This window comes from Marinobacter sp. H13 (assembly GCF_059072335.1).
Genome location: NZ_JCACRU010000001.1, coordinates 4,200,572 through 4,218,834, shown reverse-complemented (window position 1 = coordinate 4,218,834; position 18,263 = coordinate 4,200,572). Strand labels below are relative to the sequence as shown.

16 protein-coding genes are annotated in these 18,263 nt (G+C 57.0%); 7 read left to right on the top strand and 9 right to left on the bottom strand.

All coding sequences use genetic code 11. The annotated features are described in order from the left end of the window. The first annotated feature begins 7 nt into the window (after positions 1–7). A complete protein-coding gene (locus AC5JQH_RS19665; RefSeq protein ID WP_493805892.1) occupies positions 8–1,480 on the top strand; it encodes a serine hydrolase domain-containing protein in 1,473 nt (490 codons plus the stop codon). Between the two features lie 40 nt (positions 1,481–1,520). On the opposite strand, the gene AC5JQH_RS19660 is transcribed toward AC5JQH_RS19665, so the two are convergent. Continuing rightward, positions 1,521–2,867 (bottom strand): ISNCY family transposase, encoded by a 1,347-nt coding sequence (locus AC5JQH_RS19660; RefSeq protein ID WP_474541292.1) that lies wholly within the window; start codon positions 2,865–2,867, stop codon positions 1,521–1,523. Between the two features lie 189 nt (positions 2,868–3,056). Between AC5JQH_RS19660 and AC5JQH_RS19655 the strand changes: the two genes are divergently transcribed. Continuing rightward, positions 3,057–3,449: a hypothetical protein gene (locus tag AC5JQH_RS19655; protein WP_482902068.1), complete on the top strand. Its 393-nt coding sequence runs from the start codon at positions 3,057–3,059 to the stop codon at positions 3,447–3,449. 88 nt (positions 3,450–3,537) lie between these two features. Here AC5JQH_RS19655 and AC5JQH_RS19650 read toward each other — a convergent pair whose 3' ends face one another. From AC5JQH_RS19650 to AC5JQH_RS19625, 6 genes are all read right to left on the bottom strand, one after another. Beyond that, complete coding sequence (locus AC5JQH_RS19650) at positions 3,538–4,260, bottom strand: amino acid ABC transporter ATP-binding protein (protein WP_014576841.1); 723 nt, start codon at positions 4,258–4,260, stop codon at positions 3,538–3,540. Beyond that, the gene (locus AC5JQH_RS19645; RefSeq protein WP_008169529.1) at positions 4,257–4,910 is read right to left on the bottom strand and encodes an amino acid ABC transporter permease; all 654 of its coding nucleotides are present in this window, start codon (positions 4,908–4,910) and stop codon (positions 4,257–4,259) included. Before AC5JQH_RS19645 ends, AC5JQH_RS19650 begins: the two co-directional genes overlap by 4 nt. Beyond that, a complete protein-coding gene (locus AC5JQH_RS19640; protein WP_008169533.1) occupies positions 4,910–5,575 on the bottom strand; it encodes an amino acid ABC transporter permease in 666 nt (221 codons plus the stop codon). Before AC5JQH_RS19640 ends, AC5JQH_RS19645 begins: the two co-directional genes overlap by 1 nt. A 153-nt stretch (positions 5,576–5,728) precedes the next feature. Next, positions 5,729–6,547, bottom strand: coding sequence for a transporter substrate-binding domain-containing protein (locus AC5JQH_RS19635; protein ID WP_053114982.1), 819 nt, complete (start codon positions 6,545–6,547; stop codon positions 5,729–5,731). Between the two features lie 309 nt (positions 6,548–6,856). After that, on the bottom strand, positions 6,857–9,424 hold the full coding sequence (locus tag AC5JQH_RS19630; RefSeq protein WP_493805891.1) for an ABC transporter permease: 2,568 nt from the start codon (positions 9,422–9,424) through the stop codon (positions 6,857–6,859). Next, entirely contained in the window at positions 9,414–10,067 is a 654-nt protein-coding gene (locus tag AC5JQH_RS19625) for an ABC transporter ATP-binding protein (protein ID WP_493805987.1), read from the bottom strand. Before AC5JQH_RS19625 ends, AC5JQH_RS19630 begins: the two co-directional genes overlap by 11 nt. 165 nt (positions 10,068–10,232) lie before the next feature. Here AC5JQH_RS19625 and AC5JQH_RS19620 point away from each other — a divergent pair, with 165 nt between their 5' ends. After that, complete coding sequence (locus tag AC5JQH_RS19620) at positions 10,233–11,429, top strand: CaiB/BaiF CoA transferase family protein (protein WP_491713447.1); 1,197 nt, start codon at positions 10,233–10,235, stop codon at positions 11,427–11,429. 39 nt (positions 11,430–11,468) lie between these two features. Further along, on the top strand, positions 11,469–12,380 hold the full coding sequence (locus AC5JQH_RS19615) for a histone deacetylase family protein (protein ID WP_039881763.1): 912 nt from the start codon (positions 11,469–11,471) through the stop codon (positions 12,378–12,380). Positions 12,381–12,406: 26 nt separating this feature from the next. On the opposite strand, the gene AC5JQH_RS19610 is transcribed toward AC5JQH_RS19615, so the two are convergent. Further along, on the bottom strand, positions 12,407–13,510 hold the full coding sequence (locus AC5JQH_RS19610; protein WP_008169546.1) for a histone deacetylase family protein: 1,104 nt from the start codon (positions 13,508–13,510) through the stop codon (positions 12,407–12,409). A gap of 16 nt (positions 13,511–13,526) precedes the next feature. Next, positions 13,527–14,069, bottom strand: a complete 543-nt coding sequence (locus tag AC5JQH_RS19605) for a GNAT family N-acetyltransferase (RefSeq protein ID WP_493805890.1) — start codon at positions 14,067–14,069, stop codon at positions 13,527–13,529. Positions 14,070–14,246: 177 nt separating this feature from the next. Between AC5JQH_RS19605 and AC5JQH_RS19600 the strand changes: the two genes are divergently transcribed. From AC5JQH_RS19600 to AC5JQH_RS19590, 3 genes are all read left to right on the top strand, one after another. Beyond that, on the top strand, positions 14,247–15,371 hold the full coding sequence (locus tag AC5JQH_RS19600; RefSeq protein WP_273083687.1) for a hypothetical protein: 1,125 nt from the start codon (positions 14,247–14,249) through the stop codon (positions 15,369–15,371). Positions 15,372–15,384: 13 nt separating this feature from the next. Next, positions 15,385–16,050 (top strand): DNA-3-methyladenine glycosylase I, encoded by a 666-nt coding sequence (locus tag AC5JQH_RS19595; protein WP_273044883.1) that lies wholly within the window; start codon positions 15,385–15,387, stop codon positions 16,048–16,050. An 88-nt stretch (positions 16,051–16,138) separates the two neighbouring features. Beyond that, a complete protein-coding gene (locus AC5JQH_RS19590; protein WP_405419270.1) occupies positions 16,139–18,238 on the top strand; it encodes a TonB-dependent siderophore receptor in 2,100 nt (699 codons plus the stop codon). Positions 18,239–18,263: the final 25 nt, after the last annotated feature.

Here is an 18,263-nt window from a genome sequence, read left to right as displayed (position 1 = left end):
AATGGACATGTCCGCTTTCAATCCTGCTTATGTCCTTGTGCTACTCGCTTTAAGCTGCCCGAACGCGTGGGGGAGCACCCACGGCTCTGCCCCGCTGAGCGCAGAGGAATCGGACCCTCAAGCACTACAGTGGATGACCGGTTTCCCGCCGCCCGACGACAAGCTGATCGCCCACCCCCAAAGCAATTACTTCAGCTTCCCTAAACTCCGCTGGACTGTCTGTCATATCCGGGAACTGCTGCCGACCACTAGGATCAGCCGCGGCATCGGTGCACCCGATCCACTGCCGTACGCAATGGATAATGGGATCAACGACATTTCGTTCATGCCGATGGGTAGCGACACCCAAATGAACTGGCGCGAGTCTTTGGCTGCGAACTACACCGACGGGTTGCTGATTCTTCACAAAGGCAAGATCGTATACGAATATTACAACGGCTGCCTGAGCGAGACCGGCAAACACGCTGCTATGTCGATGACCAAGTCCCTGACCGGCCTACTGGCTGAAGTTCTGGTGGCCGAAGGCAAACTGGACGATGAAGCAACTGTGGACAGCCTTGTGCCTGAGCTGAAAAACAGTGCTTTTGGTAGTGCCACCGTGCGGCAAGTTATGGATATGACCACCGCGCTGGATTACAGCGAAGACTACGCCGATCCTGAGGCTGACATCTGGCAATACTCTGCGGCAGCCAGCCCCTTGCCAAAGCCTTCTGATTACAGTGGACCGGAGGGTTATTTCGAGTACCTGCAAACCGTTGAGCAAAACGGCGACCACGGCGATGCGTTCGGCTATCGGACTGTCAATTCTGATGCCCTCGGTTGGATAATCGCCCGGGTAAGCGGTAAGAGCGTGGCGAATCTACTTTCTGAACGTCTCTGGAACCCCCTTGGCACCGAACAGGATGCCTACATGACGATCGATGCCAAAGGCACGCCTTTCGCGGGTGGTGGACTGAGCGCAGGGCTCAGGGATCTTGGCAGGATAGGCCTGTTGATGCTGAACAAAGGCAAGTACAAGAATCGGCAACTGTTCCCTGAATCTGTGGTGAATGCAATCCAGGCCGGCGGCGACAAAAAGGCCTTTGCCAAGGCTGGCTACACCACCCTTCCCGGCGGAAGCTATCGCAGCATGTGGTGGATCTTCAACAACGCCAATGGCGCTTATGCCGCTCGAGGCGTTCACGGGCAAACCATCTACATTGACCCCACCGCCAACATGGTTCTGGTACGCTTCGCATCGTTTCCCAATGCCAGTAACAGCAAGATCGACCCAACCTCTCTGCCACTATATCAAGCCGTCGCAGACTACCTAGTTCCCATCCATAAACAGGCGTTTTTCAATATTCACACTTGGCGAGGCCGGCCACGGAACCACACCTCACCCTCGCTTCACACACTTCAGGACCACGGGGGGGCAAATTCGCCGTCCGAGGCCGCATTAGGACGGTTTTCGGGCGAACTCACCCCTCGGCCCCTCTAGCCGATGCACTCTACCTGAGTTCGGCGGATCTTGGGATGGGCTAAGTGGGGCGCTGCCGCGTAAACACCGCCAGATTATGGGCCACCACCGCCGACCAGACATAGGCTCGGAAATGAGACAGCCCCTTCCAGGTGCAGCGAGTCAGCCCATAGGCCCGCTTCAAACACGAGATACCCGCCTCAATACCCGCCCGAAAGTCACACAGCCGACGATAGACCCAAAGGCTTTTCGCCATTTGCTCGACCCTCAGGCCCTTCTTCTTGCGAAAGGCCACGTCCTTGACGCCCAGGGCCTTGGCGTGGCGCACATTCGCCTGGCTGGCATAGCCGCCATCGGCGGCCACTTGGCGTGGTGCACGCCCGTAACAGGCGATCTGCCGTTCCAGCAGCGGCATAAAACGCTCACTGTCGGCGGGGTTGCCTGGCTCGATCAACACGTCAAGCACCAGGCCGCTAACGCCTGTCGTCAGATTGAGCTTGTGGCCATACTGGATCTCTCGCCCACCCTTGATGATGATGTCCGTATGGGCCTCGAACAGGCTGAACACCTTCTCGCTTGCCGGCACCGTTTCCCCCTTGAGGACCCGCCGCTCTGTCTGATCGATCACCCGCGCCAGCAAGACGCCATAGCGCACCGCCTCCCCCTGCCAGTCGGCCAGGTCCTGCGCCTCCACCGCCAGGGCCTCCAGCCTCAGTTGGGCTTCGTGCAGATAATCCAGCGTGGCACGGGCCACTTTGAGCAGCTTCCGGTAGCGCTTGTCTTGCGACTGCCTGCCTCGCCCATACTGGATCTGGCGATCATACTTTTTCGCCGCCCGACCGTGATCATGCCAGGTCAACCGGGTGTCGCCCGCCAACGCCTGAGCCCACTTCAGCAAGCGAACCAGGACGCGGACCCCGTCCCACAGCAGGCTGCTATCGGTGGGTGGATGAATATCCGTCTCGGTCACCGTGCTGTCTACCCGCACCTTGCGTCCACGCTCGACCTTCTCCGCTTGCGCACTGACCAGCAACGTCCGGTTGATCCGCTCCCAGCTTTCGGCGCGAATGCGGCCGATGCAAGCCTGAAGCACGGATTTGCGGGGCCGACAGGCCGGCTCCAGCCGCGCAAAGGCTTGAAACGACCGAGAGTCCTCCAGGCAAAAGGCCAACTCCTCGTAGCTGAGCTGGCGGCGCTGCTTGAGCAGGGCACAACGCAACACGGTCTCCACCGACAAGCCACGGCGTCCGGTCGGCTTCACCCGGTCTCGGCCCAAGTCCGCAGCCACCCCCTCCAGCACTTCGGGGTGCTCATCCAGCCAATCGGACATGAGCTTCAACTCACGGCCGAGTTCGTGCTCGGCAAACACATCGAATATACTGCGTTGTGCAATGCTTTTTTTTCGCATTGTGGCCTCCGCGGATTTTGGTTTTTCTTTTAATTTCAATTGGTTGAAACAAAGAATGCCATTTTCCGCCGGAGGTTTTATTTATTCAGTTCGCATTTTTTACAATAAGATCATTGGTTTACGTTTATGGATGGGCACTACCTAATGAACAGGGATTGAGGAACGCTTGACCACAATGGAATACGCTCAATGATCAAATCCTTTGCCCTGGCAGCGTTGATTGCTGTTCTGCTGGGGTTCCTTGGCTTTCAATACTACATCACCTCCGTGCCGGATCTGGCAGAGCCCATTACCGTGGAGGAAACCCGATTCATCGAGCAGGACCAATCCCTCCTGTTAACGCTACGGGGTGGCGAGGGCCGCCAGTTTACCGTAGGCCTGCGCGGAGACATCGCCAACGATCCGGAACAAACCGCCTTGTTCTTTATCAGCAATCCAGATCTGGTGCCCTATGTGTACTGGCCGGGTCTTCGGAGCAACGACGAAAAACGGGTACTGGAGCTGCTGGAAGATATGGTTGAAAAACAAAAGCAGGAGGAAGCGGTCAGGAAGATTTATGAGGTGCTGAAGAACCGGAACTGAAGCCACCGGATTCTGGGCGGGCTGGAAAAATGGCTGGGAAAGCGGGTCCAAGAACTCCCCCAGCCAGCGCCACGGTTGTGGCGACTTTCTAGCGCACTTTTGAAAGGAACTTCTGGGTGAGCGGGTTTTGCGGATCGGTAATCACCTGGCGTGCTTCACCGATCTCTGCGATCACACCCTCGTGGAAGTAAGCCACCCGGTCAGAGACATCCCGTGCGAACCCCATTTCGTGGGTCACACAGATCATGGTCATCCCCTCTTCTGCCAGCAGGCGCAGGGTATCCAGAACCTCGCCGACCAGCTCCGGGTCGAGCGCGGAGGTCACCTCGTCAAGCAGCATGTAGTCAGGCTTCATGGCCAGCGCACGGGCAATCGCCAGGCGTTGCTGCTGGCCGCCGGACATTTTGGTGGGATAGACGTCAAACTTGTCACCCAGGCCGACGTGCTCCAACTCTTTCTTGGCGATTTCAATTGCCTCTTCCTTGCTCATTTTCTTGACGATTCTGGGCGCCAGTGCGGCGTTCTCCAGTACAGTCATATGAGGAAAGGAATTCCATTGCTGAAAGACCATGCCCAGTTTCTGGCGCAGCTTGTCCTTGTTGGTCTCTTTGGCATGGACATCCACATCATCAACGAGGATCTTGCCCTTGTTGATGGGCTCAATGGCATTGATGCAATACAGGAGAGTCGACTTGCCACTGCCGGAGCCCCCGATAACGCTCACGACCTCGCCTTTCTTTACATCCAGGCTGACGCCTTTCAGTACTTCAAGATCGCCGAAGGATTTATGGACATTCTGTACGCTGATCATATTGCCATTTTCCTCTCAACATACCGGCCGTAGTGGGACAGCGGGTACGAAATAATGAAGTAAAAGATACCAACACCGATCAGAATCTCGAGCGGTTGCTGGGTTCTTGAAATCAGTTGCTCCGACGTGCGCAGCAATTCCATGTAACCGATGACCGAGACCAGGGCCGAGTCCTTGATGACACTGAGTGCAACACCCAGCCACGAGGGGAACACAGCACGCAAACCAATCGGCAACCGAATGTGGTAGATGGTTTGCCATTTGGTCATACCCAGTGAGCGCGCTGCCGTCTGCATTGAGGGACTGACGCTCTCAAAGCCACTGCGAAATACCTCGCTCATGAAGGCCATGGTATACAGCGAAAGCACAATGGAGCCCGCAACAAACGGCGCCAGTGGATTCCCCATCGCACCGACAAAGGTGGAGAACAGAATAAGCTGGATGATCAGGGGAACACTTCTCAGCACGTCGAGCACGCTACCGAAAAGGACGTTGACGGCCTTGTTGCTCTCGGCACGGAGAAAGCCGACGATCAATCCCAGAATAGTGCCCACCACGATGGCGACAACGGAGATGATGATGGTATTCCAGACACCGGTCAGGATCAGACCGCTATCGCTCCAGGACAGGGGTGTGAATAAAGAATTCATCAGATTTCCCCCTTGAAGAGTCTACGCGCAAGCAGTGATGATCCGAACAACACGAGTTTGGTGATGACGAAGTACATCACGGCCGCCACAATGAAGAATTCCAGCGTTCTGAACGACAGTGACTGCAGACGCTGAGTCGTGCCAGAAAGCTCGCTCATACCCACCAGAATGCCCAGAGAGCTCATCAGGATGGACCAGACAAACTGGTTGGTCATCGGGTGGTAGATGCGTCTCAGCATCTGCGGAAGGATGATGTATCGATACGTCTGGATACTGGTCATGCCCAGCGACTTGGAAGCGCTGTACTGGGTGCTCGGAATCGACTGGAAACCACCCCGGAACGTCTCCGTCAGGTAGCCCGCGTTGATAAAGACCAGTGCGCTCAGTACCGCCACGTAGGGGCTGAGGTGGATACCAAATGCTCCAAGGCCAAAATAGGCCATGTAGATCTGGAACAGGGCCGGCGTATTCCGGGCGATCTCGACCCAGACCGTCGCAACCTGGCTGAAGAACTTCGTGTTATTCATTTTGGCGATCGCCAACAGTATTGCGATCACAACGCCCAGAAGCATCGCCAGAACGGATACGTGCAGGGTAACGAAGGCACCGTTCAGCAGCTGGGGCATGTTCTGGAACACAACGTTCCAGTGAAATTCGTAGTCCATACCTTGGCCATTTTATGAATGGTAGGAAACTCGACCAGAGCCCGGTAAGAAGGGCCTTGATCAGAATTTTAGGTCAGGACACCCGAGGATGAGCGCCCGACCCGGGAACCAATGCAATGACGGCCGCCTGTTTGGCGGCCGTCGGTTCGGCGCTTACTTGTTGTCCCGGAGGGACTTGATCAGATCGGCCGGCGCATCGGTACCGAAGTGCTTGTTGTAAGCTTCGTTCATGTTGCCGTCGCGAATCTGGCGTACCAGGAACAGGTTCAGGTAGTTGATCCAGGCAACCTCATCACGCTTGGCGATGATGCCCACAACGTCGTCGTAGTTGGGAACGTAGGGCCCCGCTTCAAAGTCTGCGAACTCTTCGCTACGCAGTTTGGTCGCGATGTTGGTGTTGGTAGAGATGATTGCGTCGACCTTGCCCTGGTAAAGACCCAGGTAAGCATCGTTCTCGGATTTGAAGGAGGTGTAGTTGTCCTTGCCCCAGCCCTGCTGCTCGGCATACGCGAGGTATTCGGTTTCGTAGGTGGTGCCGAGTGCCGCACCCACTTTCAGATCCTTCAGGTCGTCGAAGGATTCAATGTTCTTGTCCTCGTTGGCGATAACCTGGAATTTGAAGACGAAGTACGGGTAGGTGAAGCCAACGGTCTTGGCGCGCTCCAGTGTATCGGAGGTAGAACCGATAACCACATCAGTCTTGCCGGACACCAGGGAGGGAATCCGCTCGCCCCAGGTTAGGTTGAGAACATTGACGTCTACGCCGAGCGCCTCGCCCAGGTCGTTACAGTAATCGACGTCGAAGCCTGCAGGCTCGTTGTTCTCGTCAAAATATCCCATTGGTGGGAAATCCAGAACCACGCCACAGTTCAAAGTGCCACGTTGAATCACGGTGTCCAGCTGATCGGCTGTCGCGCTTACGGAGGTTACCGCAGCACAAGCGAATACAAGCGGTGCTAGTTTGCGAATCATAGTTATTCTCTCTTTTTCTTTCGTGGGCGAAAAGTGTGTGTCCGTTATGCCTACACAATAGGAGTTATGTGCAAAAAGCATACGTAAAAATACTACCGTAGATTATTTAGTGAAAATTTTTGAAATTTGCCATTTGGTAGGCAATTTTCCTTAATTTCCTCAATATAACCGGATTGTTTGAGCCTGTAACTCGTGATAGCGGCCAAAAAACGAACAAACAGTCATTTTTCATATTCTTAGGTCTATGATTTAACTGATGTTTACACCTCCTTAATCAAAAAGACGAATTTATTACTATAGCAGGCCATTTTAACGGTCTCTGAGCAACACCGCGGGGTTTAACCGCATTGCCCTGAGCGTGGGCAGGAGTCCACCCAGCAGCGCCAGCGAACTGACACCTCCGGCAACCAGTGTCCCAATCCACCATAAATCGCCTGCCGGCAGCTTCAAGGCCAGGTCAGCTACAGGTAAAGCAATTAGCGCACCAAGCGCTGTCGCGAAAACCGTTGCCAGAAAGGTCAGCAAACCGGTTTCCAGCAGCATGGATTGGCGGATCGCTCCGTGACGGGCGCCAAGGCAGTGCAACAGGTTGGCCTCGTAAAGCTGCCGCCTGCGGCTGACACTGACCACGCTGGAAAGCACAAGCAGGCTGGCGAGAAGACTGACCGATGCCACAGCCGTCAGGCCCGCGGCTGCCTTGTTCAGCAGATCGCCTGCGGTTTCCAGCCAGTCAGCGGTGCGCATCGTGATTACATTGGGGATGGTCTGTGCCAGCCATTGCTGGGATTCCCTGGCCGCCTCATCGCTTTGGTAGACCGCACCAACGTAAAGGCTGATCAAGTCGTCCAGTGCGCCTTGCTGCAATATGCCCTCGAACCAGAATCGGGTCTGCAGCCCTTTTTGCCGGTAAATTGCACGGATTTCGACGTCGATGCTCTTATCCTGTGCAGTAAAGGTGAGCTGGTCGCCCACCCCCAGTCCAAGCTGGTAAGCCTCCCGATCCTCCATGGCCATGTAAGCGGGCTCCCCCTCGGGGGCCGGCGATTCCCACCAGTTGCCCTCCACCAGTTCCAGTGCTTCGGGGTTTCCCGAGAGATAACTCAGTTTGTATTCATCTCCCATGGCTTCTCGCCGAGCTTCGGCATTATCAGCGAGAACCTCCGCAATCGGCTTCTGGTTAATAGTGTCCAGACGGGAACGGACCATCGGAAGTAACTCAACGCGGCTGGACGCATCCAACGCTTCCAGGCCGTTTTGCAGCGGTTCCATCTGGTCCGGGAACACTTCATAGAGGATTAGCGCCGGAGACTGTTCCGGTATGGTGGTTTCAAGCGCCCTCAGGAGCGTGGTAACCATCAACGTGCAGGCCACTACAAGCGTCAGTGCGGTACCCAGTGACAGCAGGGTTGCCCGGAGCGGCGAATCCGGCCGGTGCAGATTGGCCAGGGCCAACCGCCGGGCAAACCTGCGGTCGGCAAAACCGCCGTTTTCCAGGGCTTTGGCTCCACGGCGCAACCCCTTGATCAAACCTTCCAGGAGGCCCCAAAGCAGCGTAACCGCCAGCAGGAACAGAAAGCCCAGATGAGGCGATGGGAGCCAGAACAGAGTAGCGCCGATGTAAACGGCCAGCAGCAGATAGCTGGCGATCCGCCAGCTGCGAGGCTCGTTTGGAGCCGCCTCGACCTGTCCCCGGAAAAGCCCGGCCGGCGCAGCAGCCAGGGCTCGAGCGAGTGCCGGCAGTGCAAACACGTAAGCAGTCAGAACAGCGAACAGCCAGCTCAGCAGCAAGGGAACCAACCACAAGGACAACCAACCGACGGCCCCATCGGGCCCCGCCAGAGCAAAGGCATCGCCCGCCAGGCTGATCGCCAGGGCGGAAAGCCCCAGCCCGATACTACCGCCAATAAGCCCTGCAAGGCTGCCCAATACACCAATCTGCAGGAGGTATATGCCGACAAGCGGTTTGCGACGCAGGCCAAGTGTTTGCAAGGTGGCAATTGTGCCCAGCTTTTCATCGAGGTAGGCGTGGATGCTGTTGGCAACGCCGAGGCCACCGATGAATAATGTAGTGAAAGCGATAAGGATGAGTGCTGTGGCAATCTGGTCCAGACGCTCGGAAATCCGTTCGCTGCGCTCGGCAAACGTAGTGATTTCCCATCGCGCATCCGGGAATGCCTGCTCGAATTCCTCAAGCCAGGTGTCGAGATTCTGTTCGGTTTGTACCCGGTATTCGTAATCCACGCGGCTACCCGGGCGAATCAAACCGGTTGCCTCCACGGCCTGCTCGGAAATCATGATCGGCAGACCTCGCCAATTGGCGTTCAGGCTCCGATCCGGTTGCTTCTCGATAAGGCCGCTGATTCGAAAGGTGGCGGCGCCAATCTCAATCTGGTCACCCACCGACTGGCCCAGGCGTTCGGCCAGCAAAGGATCGATGATAGCCCCCCACTGCCCTTCCTTCTGGTCTGTAAGCGCCCCCAGAGATTCATCCGGCGTTAGCTCCAGCTCGCCGTAGAGGGGATAGAGAGCATCCGGAACCAGTATCTCCGCCCGGAAGAAGCCGTCGCCGCCGCTTCCGCTGACGATGGTATCGAATTCCCGAACCAGTGAAATTTTGCCGGTAGCACGAATCCATTCGAGCGCCTCATCGGGCAGAGGCTCGCTGGTATCCAGCTCCACATCGCCACCGAGCAGCGCCCGGGTATCTGCCAGCAAACTTTGCTCAATCACCCGGTACAGGCTGGCTGTGGCCGCGACAAGCGTGACGCCAAGAATCAGGCAGGCCAGGAAAATCTTCAGTGCAGAGATACGTGACCGCAGATCGGTGATCGCGAATCGGAGCATCCAGAGCGGGTTTGTGGAGCGTTCAGGAGGCATAGAGACGCCCACCGTCCATCCGGACCCTGTGCTGACAACGCTCGGCAACGCGCTCGTCGTGAGTCACCAGTACCAGCGTGGATTTGCTGTCCTTGTGCAAGTCGAACAGCAGAGAGAGCACTTTCTCACCGGTTTCGTGGTCCAGATTGCCTGTGGGCTCATCCCCCAACAACAGGCTTGGCTGATGAACCAGAGCCCGCGCGATCGCTACCCGTTGCTGCTCGCCGCCAGAGAGCTGCCCCGGGTAGTGCTGCAGCCGATGGCTGAGACCAACTGCCTCCAACATGGCGAGAGCTCGTTCCCGCGGCCTGGCCTCGCCGGCAATCTCAAGCGGCAGACTCACGTTTCCCAGGGCCATGAGGCCAGGCAGCAGGTGAAAGGACTGGAAAATAATGCCAAGGTGCTCACTTCGCCAGTCGGCCAGAGCATTGGCGTCCATGTCGCCCAGGCGTTGATCGCCGACCAGAATTTCACCACTGGTCGGTCGCTGCAGGCCGGAGAGCAACAAAAGCAGGGACGTTTTCCCGCTACCAGAGGGGCCTGTGATTGCCAGTGTTTCTCCCGGGGGCACCATGAGGGAGGCATTTTTGAGTACAGCAACCTTGCCGGACTCTGTGGGGTACTCGAGAAAAATGTCGGTCATTTCAACACTGGTGGACACTGGCGCTCCTCTGGTTTGATGAATTTCCTGCTCTGTTGCGTACTGGTAAATGATCGGCATCCGCATAAAGTTTAGAGTACGAACCCTTTTTAAGAGTGGCGCACTCACGTTTTTTGGCGCCTCCAAGGAAAAACAGGAGTCCTGACCATGACCGGACCGCTCGATGGCATCCGCATTATCGATCTGACAGCCATGATTTCCGGGCCTCTCGCGACCATGATACTGGCGGATCAGGGTGCCGAGGTTATCAAGATCGAGAATCCGGCGGGTGGAGACTTTACTCGCTCCGCGGCCAATCGGCAGGGCGATATGTCGGCGCTGTACCTCAACAACAACCGCAACAAGAAATCAGTGGCACTGAACCTGAAAGAAAAGGCAGGACGCGACGCGCTGCTTCGACTGGTGGCGTCGGCCGATGTCTTTGTGCAGAACTTCCGGCCGGGCGTCATTGAGCGGATGGGACTTGGCGAGGAGAAGCTGCGCAAGGTGGCCCCGAATCTCGTGATGGTATCAATCAGTGGCTTCGGTGATACCGGCCCCTATTCCCAGCGACCGGTTTACGATCCGCTGATCCAGGGCCTCTCCGGATTGGCCACCGTGCAGGCCGGCGCCGATGAATTGCGTCCGCAACTGGTTAGGACCATCCTGCCCGACAAGCTCACCGGTGTAACCGCAGCCCAGGCGATTACCGCGGCTCTGTTCGCCCGGGAACGCACCGGGGAAAGCCAGCATGTCCGGCTGTCCATGCTGGACGCGATCATCGCGTTTCTCTGGAGCTCCGACATGGGCAGCCAGACCTTTGTTCACAGTGAGGTGCCACAGCAGGAGGCTGCGAGCCTTCAGGATCTCATCTATGAGACCACAACCGGTTTCATCACCATTGCGGTTCAGAGCGATCGAGAGTGGCAGGCCCTTATTCGTGCTGTGGACCGCCCGGAGTGGGCGGAGGATCCAAGGTTCCTGACTGCCCGGCTGCGCCAGGAGAATATAGACGCCAGGCTCGAACTGATTCAGTCGGTGATAAAAACCGATTCTGCGGAACATTGGCTGGCCAGGCTTGAGGCCGAACGGGTGCCCTGTGCCCCGGTATTAACCCGCACCCAGGTTCTTGACCATCCCCAGGTACAGGCCAACGATCTGCTCTCACACTACGACCACCCCCAGGCTGGCCGACTGCGCCAGGCCAGGGCCCCATCGCGATTCTCGGCCGCACCGGAGCAGCACTGGCAGGGAGCTCCGCGCCTCGGCGAGCAAACCGGCGAACTGCTGGCAGAGTGCGGGTATTCCGCCGAAGAAATCCAGTCGATGTGTGATTCTGGCATCGCAGCCGTGCCTGCCAAATAACATTCTGACGTCACAAATCCACTGCAGCCGGACGATCAAATGCCCGTACCCGTGGTTCACCATCCAGACTACAGCTTCCCATTCCCGGCAAAGCACCGATTTCCCATGGAAAAATTCGGGCTCCTTGCCGATTACGCCCGCTCGAGAGGGCTTCTCACTCAAGCCAATAGCTTTCGCCCTGCCCCATGCCGGCAGGCGTGGCTGACCCGTACCCACTGCCCGGATTACCTCGCCCGTTTCGCCGGCGATCAACTCTCGGCGCGGGAGAAACGGCAGATGAATCTGCCCTGGAGCAAGGGCCTCGTCCGACGCACTTTCCTGGCTCCTTCAGGCACGGTTCTGACGGCGCAGTTGGCCCTCCAGCATGGCATTGCCTGTCACCTGGCCGGTGGCACCCATCACGCCCATTACGATTACGCTGCCGGCTTCTGCATCCTCAACGATCTGGCGATCGCCGCCAATGTGCTGTTGCAACAGGAGGGCATTGAACGTGTGCTTATCTTCGATGTGGATGTGCATCAGGGTGACGGTACCGCTGCATTGTTGGCGAACGAGCCGAATGCCTTTACCTGCTCGATTCACTGTGAGCGCAACTACCCGTTCGAGAAAAAGATTGGCGATCTCGATGTCGCCTTACCGGATGGCCTCGAAGACGGGGCCTATCTTGAGGTTGTCAGCGAAACGCTGCACAAATCACTGGCGTTATCCCGGCCGGATATCGTGCTCTATGACGCAGGCGTGGACGTATTCAGGAATGATCCCCTCGGCCGGCTGAACATTTCCGAACAGGGAATTTTTGAGCGGGACTTTCAGGTGCTCAGTGAATTGAAACGTCGGGACATTCCAGTAGCGACGGTGATTGGCGGCGGCTACGATGATGACCGGGTGAAACTGGCCAAGCGGCACGGGATTGTTGTGGAAGCCGCCAGCCGGGTGTTTTCAGCCGACTGACCTAGTTTTTATTGCTCAAAGCAGAATTAGTCCTCATCACTGAAGGCAGACCGATGGAACTCAGCTGCCTCTTCGGCCTCCGGCACGCCGATCTCATGAACTTCCGGCACCTCTCCTCCGGCCAGCACTTCGAGCACGGCGTGCACCCCCTTGGACAGCGAACTCAGGCTGTAGCCACCCTCCAGAACCAGCGCTAACCGTCCCTCACAGTGTTTGTCGGCAATCGCCTGAACAATGCCTGTGATTACTTTGAAGCCATCGTAGGTGAGGTTCAGGGCCATGTCGTTTCTGTGCGGATCAAAGCCGGCAGAGACCAGCACCAAATCCGGCTGGAAGTAATCCGCCGCCGGCATCAGGATCTCCCGGAACACTTTCTCAAAGGCAACGTCGCCAGCCGTTTCCGGCAGTGGCACGTTGATGGTGTAGCCCTCCCCCAGCCCATCACCGATCTCTTCCAGGTGACCGGATCCGGGATAGAATGGCGCCGCGCAGTGGGTATCGAAAAACAGGACATCGGGGTCTGCCCAGAAAATGTCCTGGGTACCGTTGCCATGATGGGCATCCCAATCGATGATCAGAATCTTCTCACAGCCGAGTTTGGCCTGGGCATGGGCCGCAGCAATGGCCACATTATTGAGCAGGCAGAATCCCCGTGCCCGAACCGGTTCCGCATGATGGCCGGGCGGGCGGATCAGGGCAAACGCGCTGTCACACTCCCCTTTCACAACGCTTTCAACGGCGGCAATGGCGTTGCCGGCCGCAGCCGTGGCGGCTTTGATGCTGTCGGGTGACACCGCCGTCGTGTCTTTATCAAGCCACGCCCGTTTGCCGTCCAGTGAGAAGATGTGGTCAAGGTAGGAGGTGGTGTGTACCCGTGCCAGCTGATCGTAGGTTGCGGCAGCCGCACCCGATTTGAATTGAGTACCTGCCACAGGGTTTTCATCCAGATACTCCTTGATGGCGCTGATCCGCCCGGGGTGCTCCGGATAGCTCCATTTGAAATCCAAGCCCTGAAGAATGGATCGCACTCGCTTTTCCACCCGGCTGGGCATGAACGGAAGATCCACCTCGGGGTTATGCCCGAGCATGATCTCATCGTAAAACACATTCACACTGCGATCGCCGATCATGGCCTGTTTCCTTTTCTTATCCTTGTGATTCCGCCAGCGCCTGCTTAACCACCGAGGTGAATGCCGCCGCGCGAACCCCAGTCGGTTTGAAACCCAGTTTGGTCCAGGCAGCCTTGGCTTCCTTGTTTGAAGCAGAGTATTCGAGGATCAGCTCCGAGGCGTGATGCTCCTCCGCGAAAGTCACAAGATCCCGCAACAGTGCCTTCAGGATACCAAGCCCCCGGAAGTCCGGCTCTACCCAGATATCATCAATAACACCAGACTTGAATTCTGCCGCTTCCGACTGCTCCCAGATGCCCTGGCTTCTCCAGATATAAACATAACCCATGCCCACGAGCCCGGCGCTTTTGGTTTCGGCCACAACGAGTCGTCTGTTGGGACCGTCCAGCGCGGAGTGCAGGGTTCGCAGAAGCCGTTTGTACTCGCTTTCCTTCAAGTCATGGGGAGGCGCACCCGAAACATGCAGGGCCAGTTTGGCGAGGAAGCCCACCATCTCGGGCAGATCCTCTTCCCGGGCCTCTCTGATCACAAATCCACGCTTCGCTTGATTTACCGCCACTTGCAACTCCAGTTCGACCTTCGCCAAAAGCATGCCAGCCCAATCCCGGAATGATCTGCATTTTCGGGGCGTATACATTTGCGCTACTCTCCAAAGCGTAGTCGCTGGTTGATCGAGCTACAAAAGCGGCAACCCCTACACGGTTCTTTGACTCATTCCTGCCCGGGGTAAGTTTCGATGAGAAAACTCCTGTTGATTCTGGGGATTTCGGTGATCGTTGCATTGTTGTCGACGGTCACATCCCGGCCCATGCTGATTGAAGAGCGGCTGATCCAGATTCAGGCGGAAAATACTCTCCGGGAATTCCCCCGGATCGAGAAAGAGCCACTGGAAGTTCAGGCAGCCTTGCTGGATATGGCAGACGACGAACTGCTGCTACTGAAGGCCCGGGCAGCGTATTTGCGATACCCGGCGATGACACGCGAAGTATTTCCCCTATATGGTCCCGAACCGGAATTCCGGGAAATTCTTCGGCTCTATGGCGAAAACATTCTTCCGCCGATTCACTATTTCCTGAGCAAACCTGTTGGCTCTATCGAGCTGATGAACGATCTGGCGAGCAAATATCAGGCGGCTCTTGAGTTCTTTACCGGAGGCGAAGAAACCGATAACAGTACCGGCGGCCAACAAAATACCTCCCGAAAGGAAAAGCTGACTCCGGAAGAGCGCGGGTGGTACGCCGTGCGCTTTATTCAGGAAGAAGGGCACGATTTCCTGGGCCAGTTCGTATTTAACGAGCAGGGCGACGTCATCTGGGTTCGAACCGAACGGGTGCTGGAGAACATCAACCAGTTCTTCGCAAGTGGTATACGCAACCTTGAGATTCAGCACCGCACCGGTGACGACGTGACCGCCTCTGATATCGGCTGGGCGTCGGTGGATGTTCTGGTTTTTGCCAGCGCGTTGAAGGTACTTCGGGTAGGACGGGCTGTCGCTGTTTCATCCAGAGGCGCTGCCAGGGGTACCCGGTCCGCAGCACTGGCCGCTCGTCTCACGACTAGCGGGCGCATGCTGATGACGACCGCCCGCTACGCAAAATGGCCCGCTGTGATTGGCGTGGGGTATCTGGTGGTCACACACCCCGGTATCATCAATGACGTCCTGGCAGAGGTAGCGGAAGTAATGGGCTACCCGGTAAAGCTGGTGCAGTTTCTCGGGTGGATGCTGATACTACTGCCGGTGTTGTACATCGGCAGTTGGGTATTCCGGTTGATTGTGCGCCCTGCCCTCGGGTTGCTCGGAACCCTGATTATTGGCCTGTCGCACATTGGCCGGAAAAAATCACTTAACACACTGGACTGATTCAGAGACCGCTATGTCCTTTTCCCGCATCTACGAACAGGCCGTTCTTCAGAAAGGCGGCGAGAGCGAGGTTCGCGCACGGCTGCCGAGAGTGGCGGCACCCGGCGAGCTTGAGGCTCTTGGTGATGATCGATACCTTTCGGAAATCACCCGGTGCATCTTCAAGGCCGGTTTCGTCTGGCGGGTGATCGAAAACAAATGGCCGAAGTTTGAAGAGGCGTTCGAAGGTTTTGTACCGCTTTACTGGCAGCAGGTTCCTCCCGAAGTGCTTGAGCGTTTGGCGGGCGACGAACGCATCGTCAGGAACGCTCAGAAAATTCAGACCGTTCCCGAAAATGCGCGGATGATTGTCGATGCCTCCCGGGAACACGGCAGCTTTGGCAAGTTCCTCGCCGATTGGCCCAGCAGTGACCAGGCCGGCCTGCTGATGTGGCTTAAACGCAACGGAGCGAGGCTCGGTGGCAACAGCGCCCAGTACTTTTTGCGGCGAGTGGGTTGGGACGGCTTTATCCTTTCACGGGATGTTATTGCCGCGCTGCATAGGGAAGAGGTTTTGGATGCCTCACCCACCAGCAAGAAAGGGCTGATGCAGGCGCAGGAAGCGTTTAATCTCTGGCATGAGGAGAGTGGCCTGCCCTACAGCCACCTCTCGAGAATCCTCTCGTTTACTATCGACTGATCTTGTCACGCGATTTCATTACCTCTTGTTTATTTAATGATAATTGTTATCGTTCGCCTCCGCATTAACAACGAAGGCGTATTTTTGTATGATAGTCATTCGCTCCCGACGCTGCAGCTCTGCAGCACTGGTTTCACTCCTCGGCGCAAGCTCTCTGGCCATGGCGCAATCGCAAACCAACGACGCGACCACACTCGAAGCTCTCGATGTGGTTTCTGATGCGATTACCGCTCCGGACTATATGCCTCTGGAAAAAACGCCGGCCGTTGGAAAACTGAACGTTCCGGTTGAAGAGCAACCCTATTCGGTCTCAATCGTCGATCGCAGCTTCATCGAAGATTTCGGAGCCAAGAACATACAGGATGCCCTGCTCTACACACCGGGGGTCTACGCAGGCAACTTTGGTTTTGACACCCGAATCGATTCTGCAAAAGTTCGTGGTGTTGATGCCGGGCGCTATCTGGATGGTCTGCGTCAGATCTACGGTTCCTACAACACCGTGCGCACCAATGTGTACGCACTCGAGAGCATCGAAGTGCTCAAAGGCCCCTCGTCCATGCTTTATGGACAGAGTGACCTGGGCGGCATCATCAATGGGGTATCCAAGCTCCCGGAAGAGGAACAGGGCGGCGAGATCTGGGCCCAGTACGGCACGTTTAATCGTAAGCAGCTGGCCGTGGATGTAACCGGCCCCGTCAACGAGAGCGGTGATTTGCTGTACCGTTTTATCGCACTGGGACGCGATAGTGACACCCAGGTGGATTATGTGGAAGACGATGGCTACGTGCTCGCCCCTTCCCTGACCTGGCGCGCAACCGATGACACAAGCGTTACCCTGCTCCTCAACCGCCAGGAGAACAAAGGCCAGGTATCCGCTCAGTTCCTGCCACAGGCCGGCACCCTGGAGCCAGGATCGCAAGGGTTTATCGGCTCTGAGCGATTCGTTGGGGAGCCAGGATGGGATCGTTATGATCGGGAGAAGACCGAAGCTACCCTGTTTGTTGATCATCAACTGAATACCAACTGGGCGCTTTCCGCCACTGCTCGCTACAGCCGCTCCAGTACCGAAAACCGCGAACACTGGATAACCATTCCAAGCGTTCCCGACGCCAATGGCGAAGTGCCGCGTACCATTTACACGGCAGATGCTGAAACCCGCATTTTCAACATGGACGCTCGCCTTGAGGGTGATGTTGAGCTGGGCATGACCCGCCATCGTCTGATTATCGGCGCCGACCGCCAGGACGCGCTCTGGAAACAGGACAATTACTTTTACGGTTATGGCCTGGGTGGCACCTTCGATGTATATGATCCACAGTACGGCAACCTGAACGACGGTGCCATCAATCCGACCGACCGGCCGGACAACGAGATTGAGCAAATCGGCCTCTACATTGCCGATCACATCGAGATCGGCAACGTCGTCGTGTCGGCCGGCCTTCGCCACGACTGGGCCGAGAACCGCCGCCTGGCCGTCTCCGGATCAGATACCGTCAGCGACGAGGAGGCCACCACTGGTCGGGCGGGCTTGATGTACCGATTCGAAAACGGGATTTCTCCGTACATCAGCTACGCTGAAGCCTTCAGCATGAACCTCGGTACCGATGGCACCGCCGCGGCCAACACACTGGAACCCACCACCGGCGACCAACAGGAAGCGGGCGTGAAGTACGTGTCCCAGGACCAGTCCCTTGGCATTACTGCAGCCTACTTCGATATTACCCAGGAGAACCGGATCAGCGACGGCAGCACCCCCGGAGGTGTTGAGCAGACCGGCGCGGTGATCGACGGCTGGGAGCTGCAGGTGAACAAGCGGTGGCAGCGTTTCGAAACCCAACTGGCCTACACCGATCTGAATGCCAGGGATGACGCCTCTGGCAACCGGCTCCCCTATGTGGCCGAGCGTCAGGCTTCCTGGTGGAACCAGCTCTACATCGCCAACAACTGGCGGGTCGGTGCCGGGGTGCGCTACGTGGGTGACAACGTTGGCTCAGGAGGCGGGCCCGTCGTTCCTTCCGTTACCCTCTACGACGCCATGATTGGCTACACCTGGCAGAACTGGGACTTCACCGTAGATGCCAAAAACCTGGCCGATGACGAGTACATCACCTGGTGCCGCTCCGAAGGTGCAGACTGCGGATACGGCGAGCGGCGCACTGTGAACGCAAACGCCAAGTATCGTTTCTAACACTTCACCCTGAGGTCTCTGATCG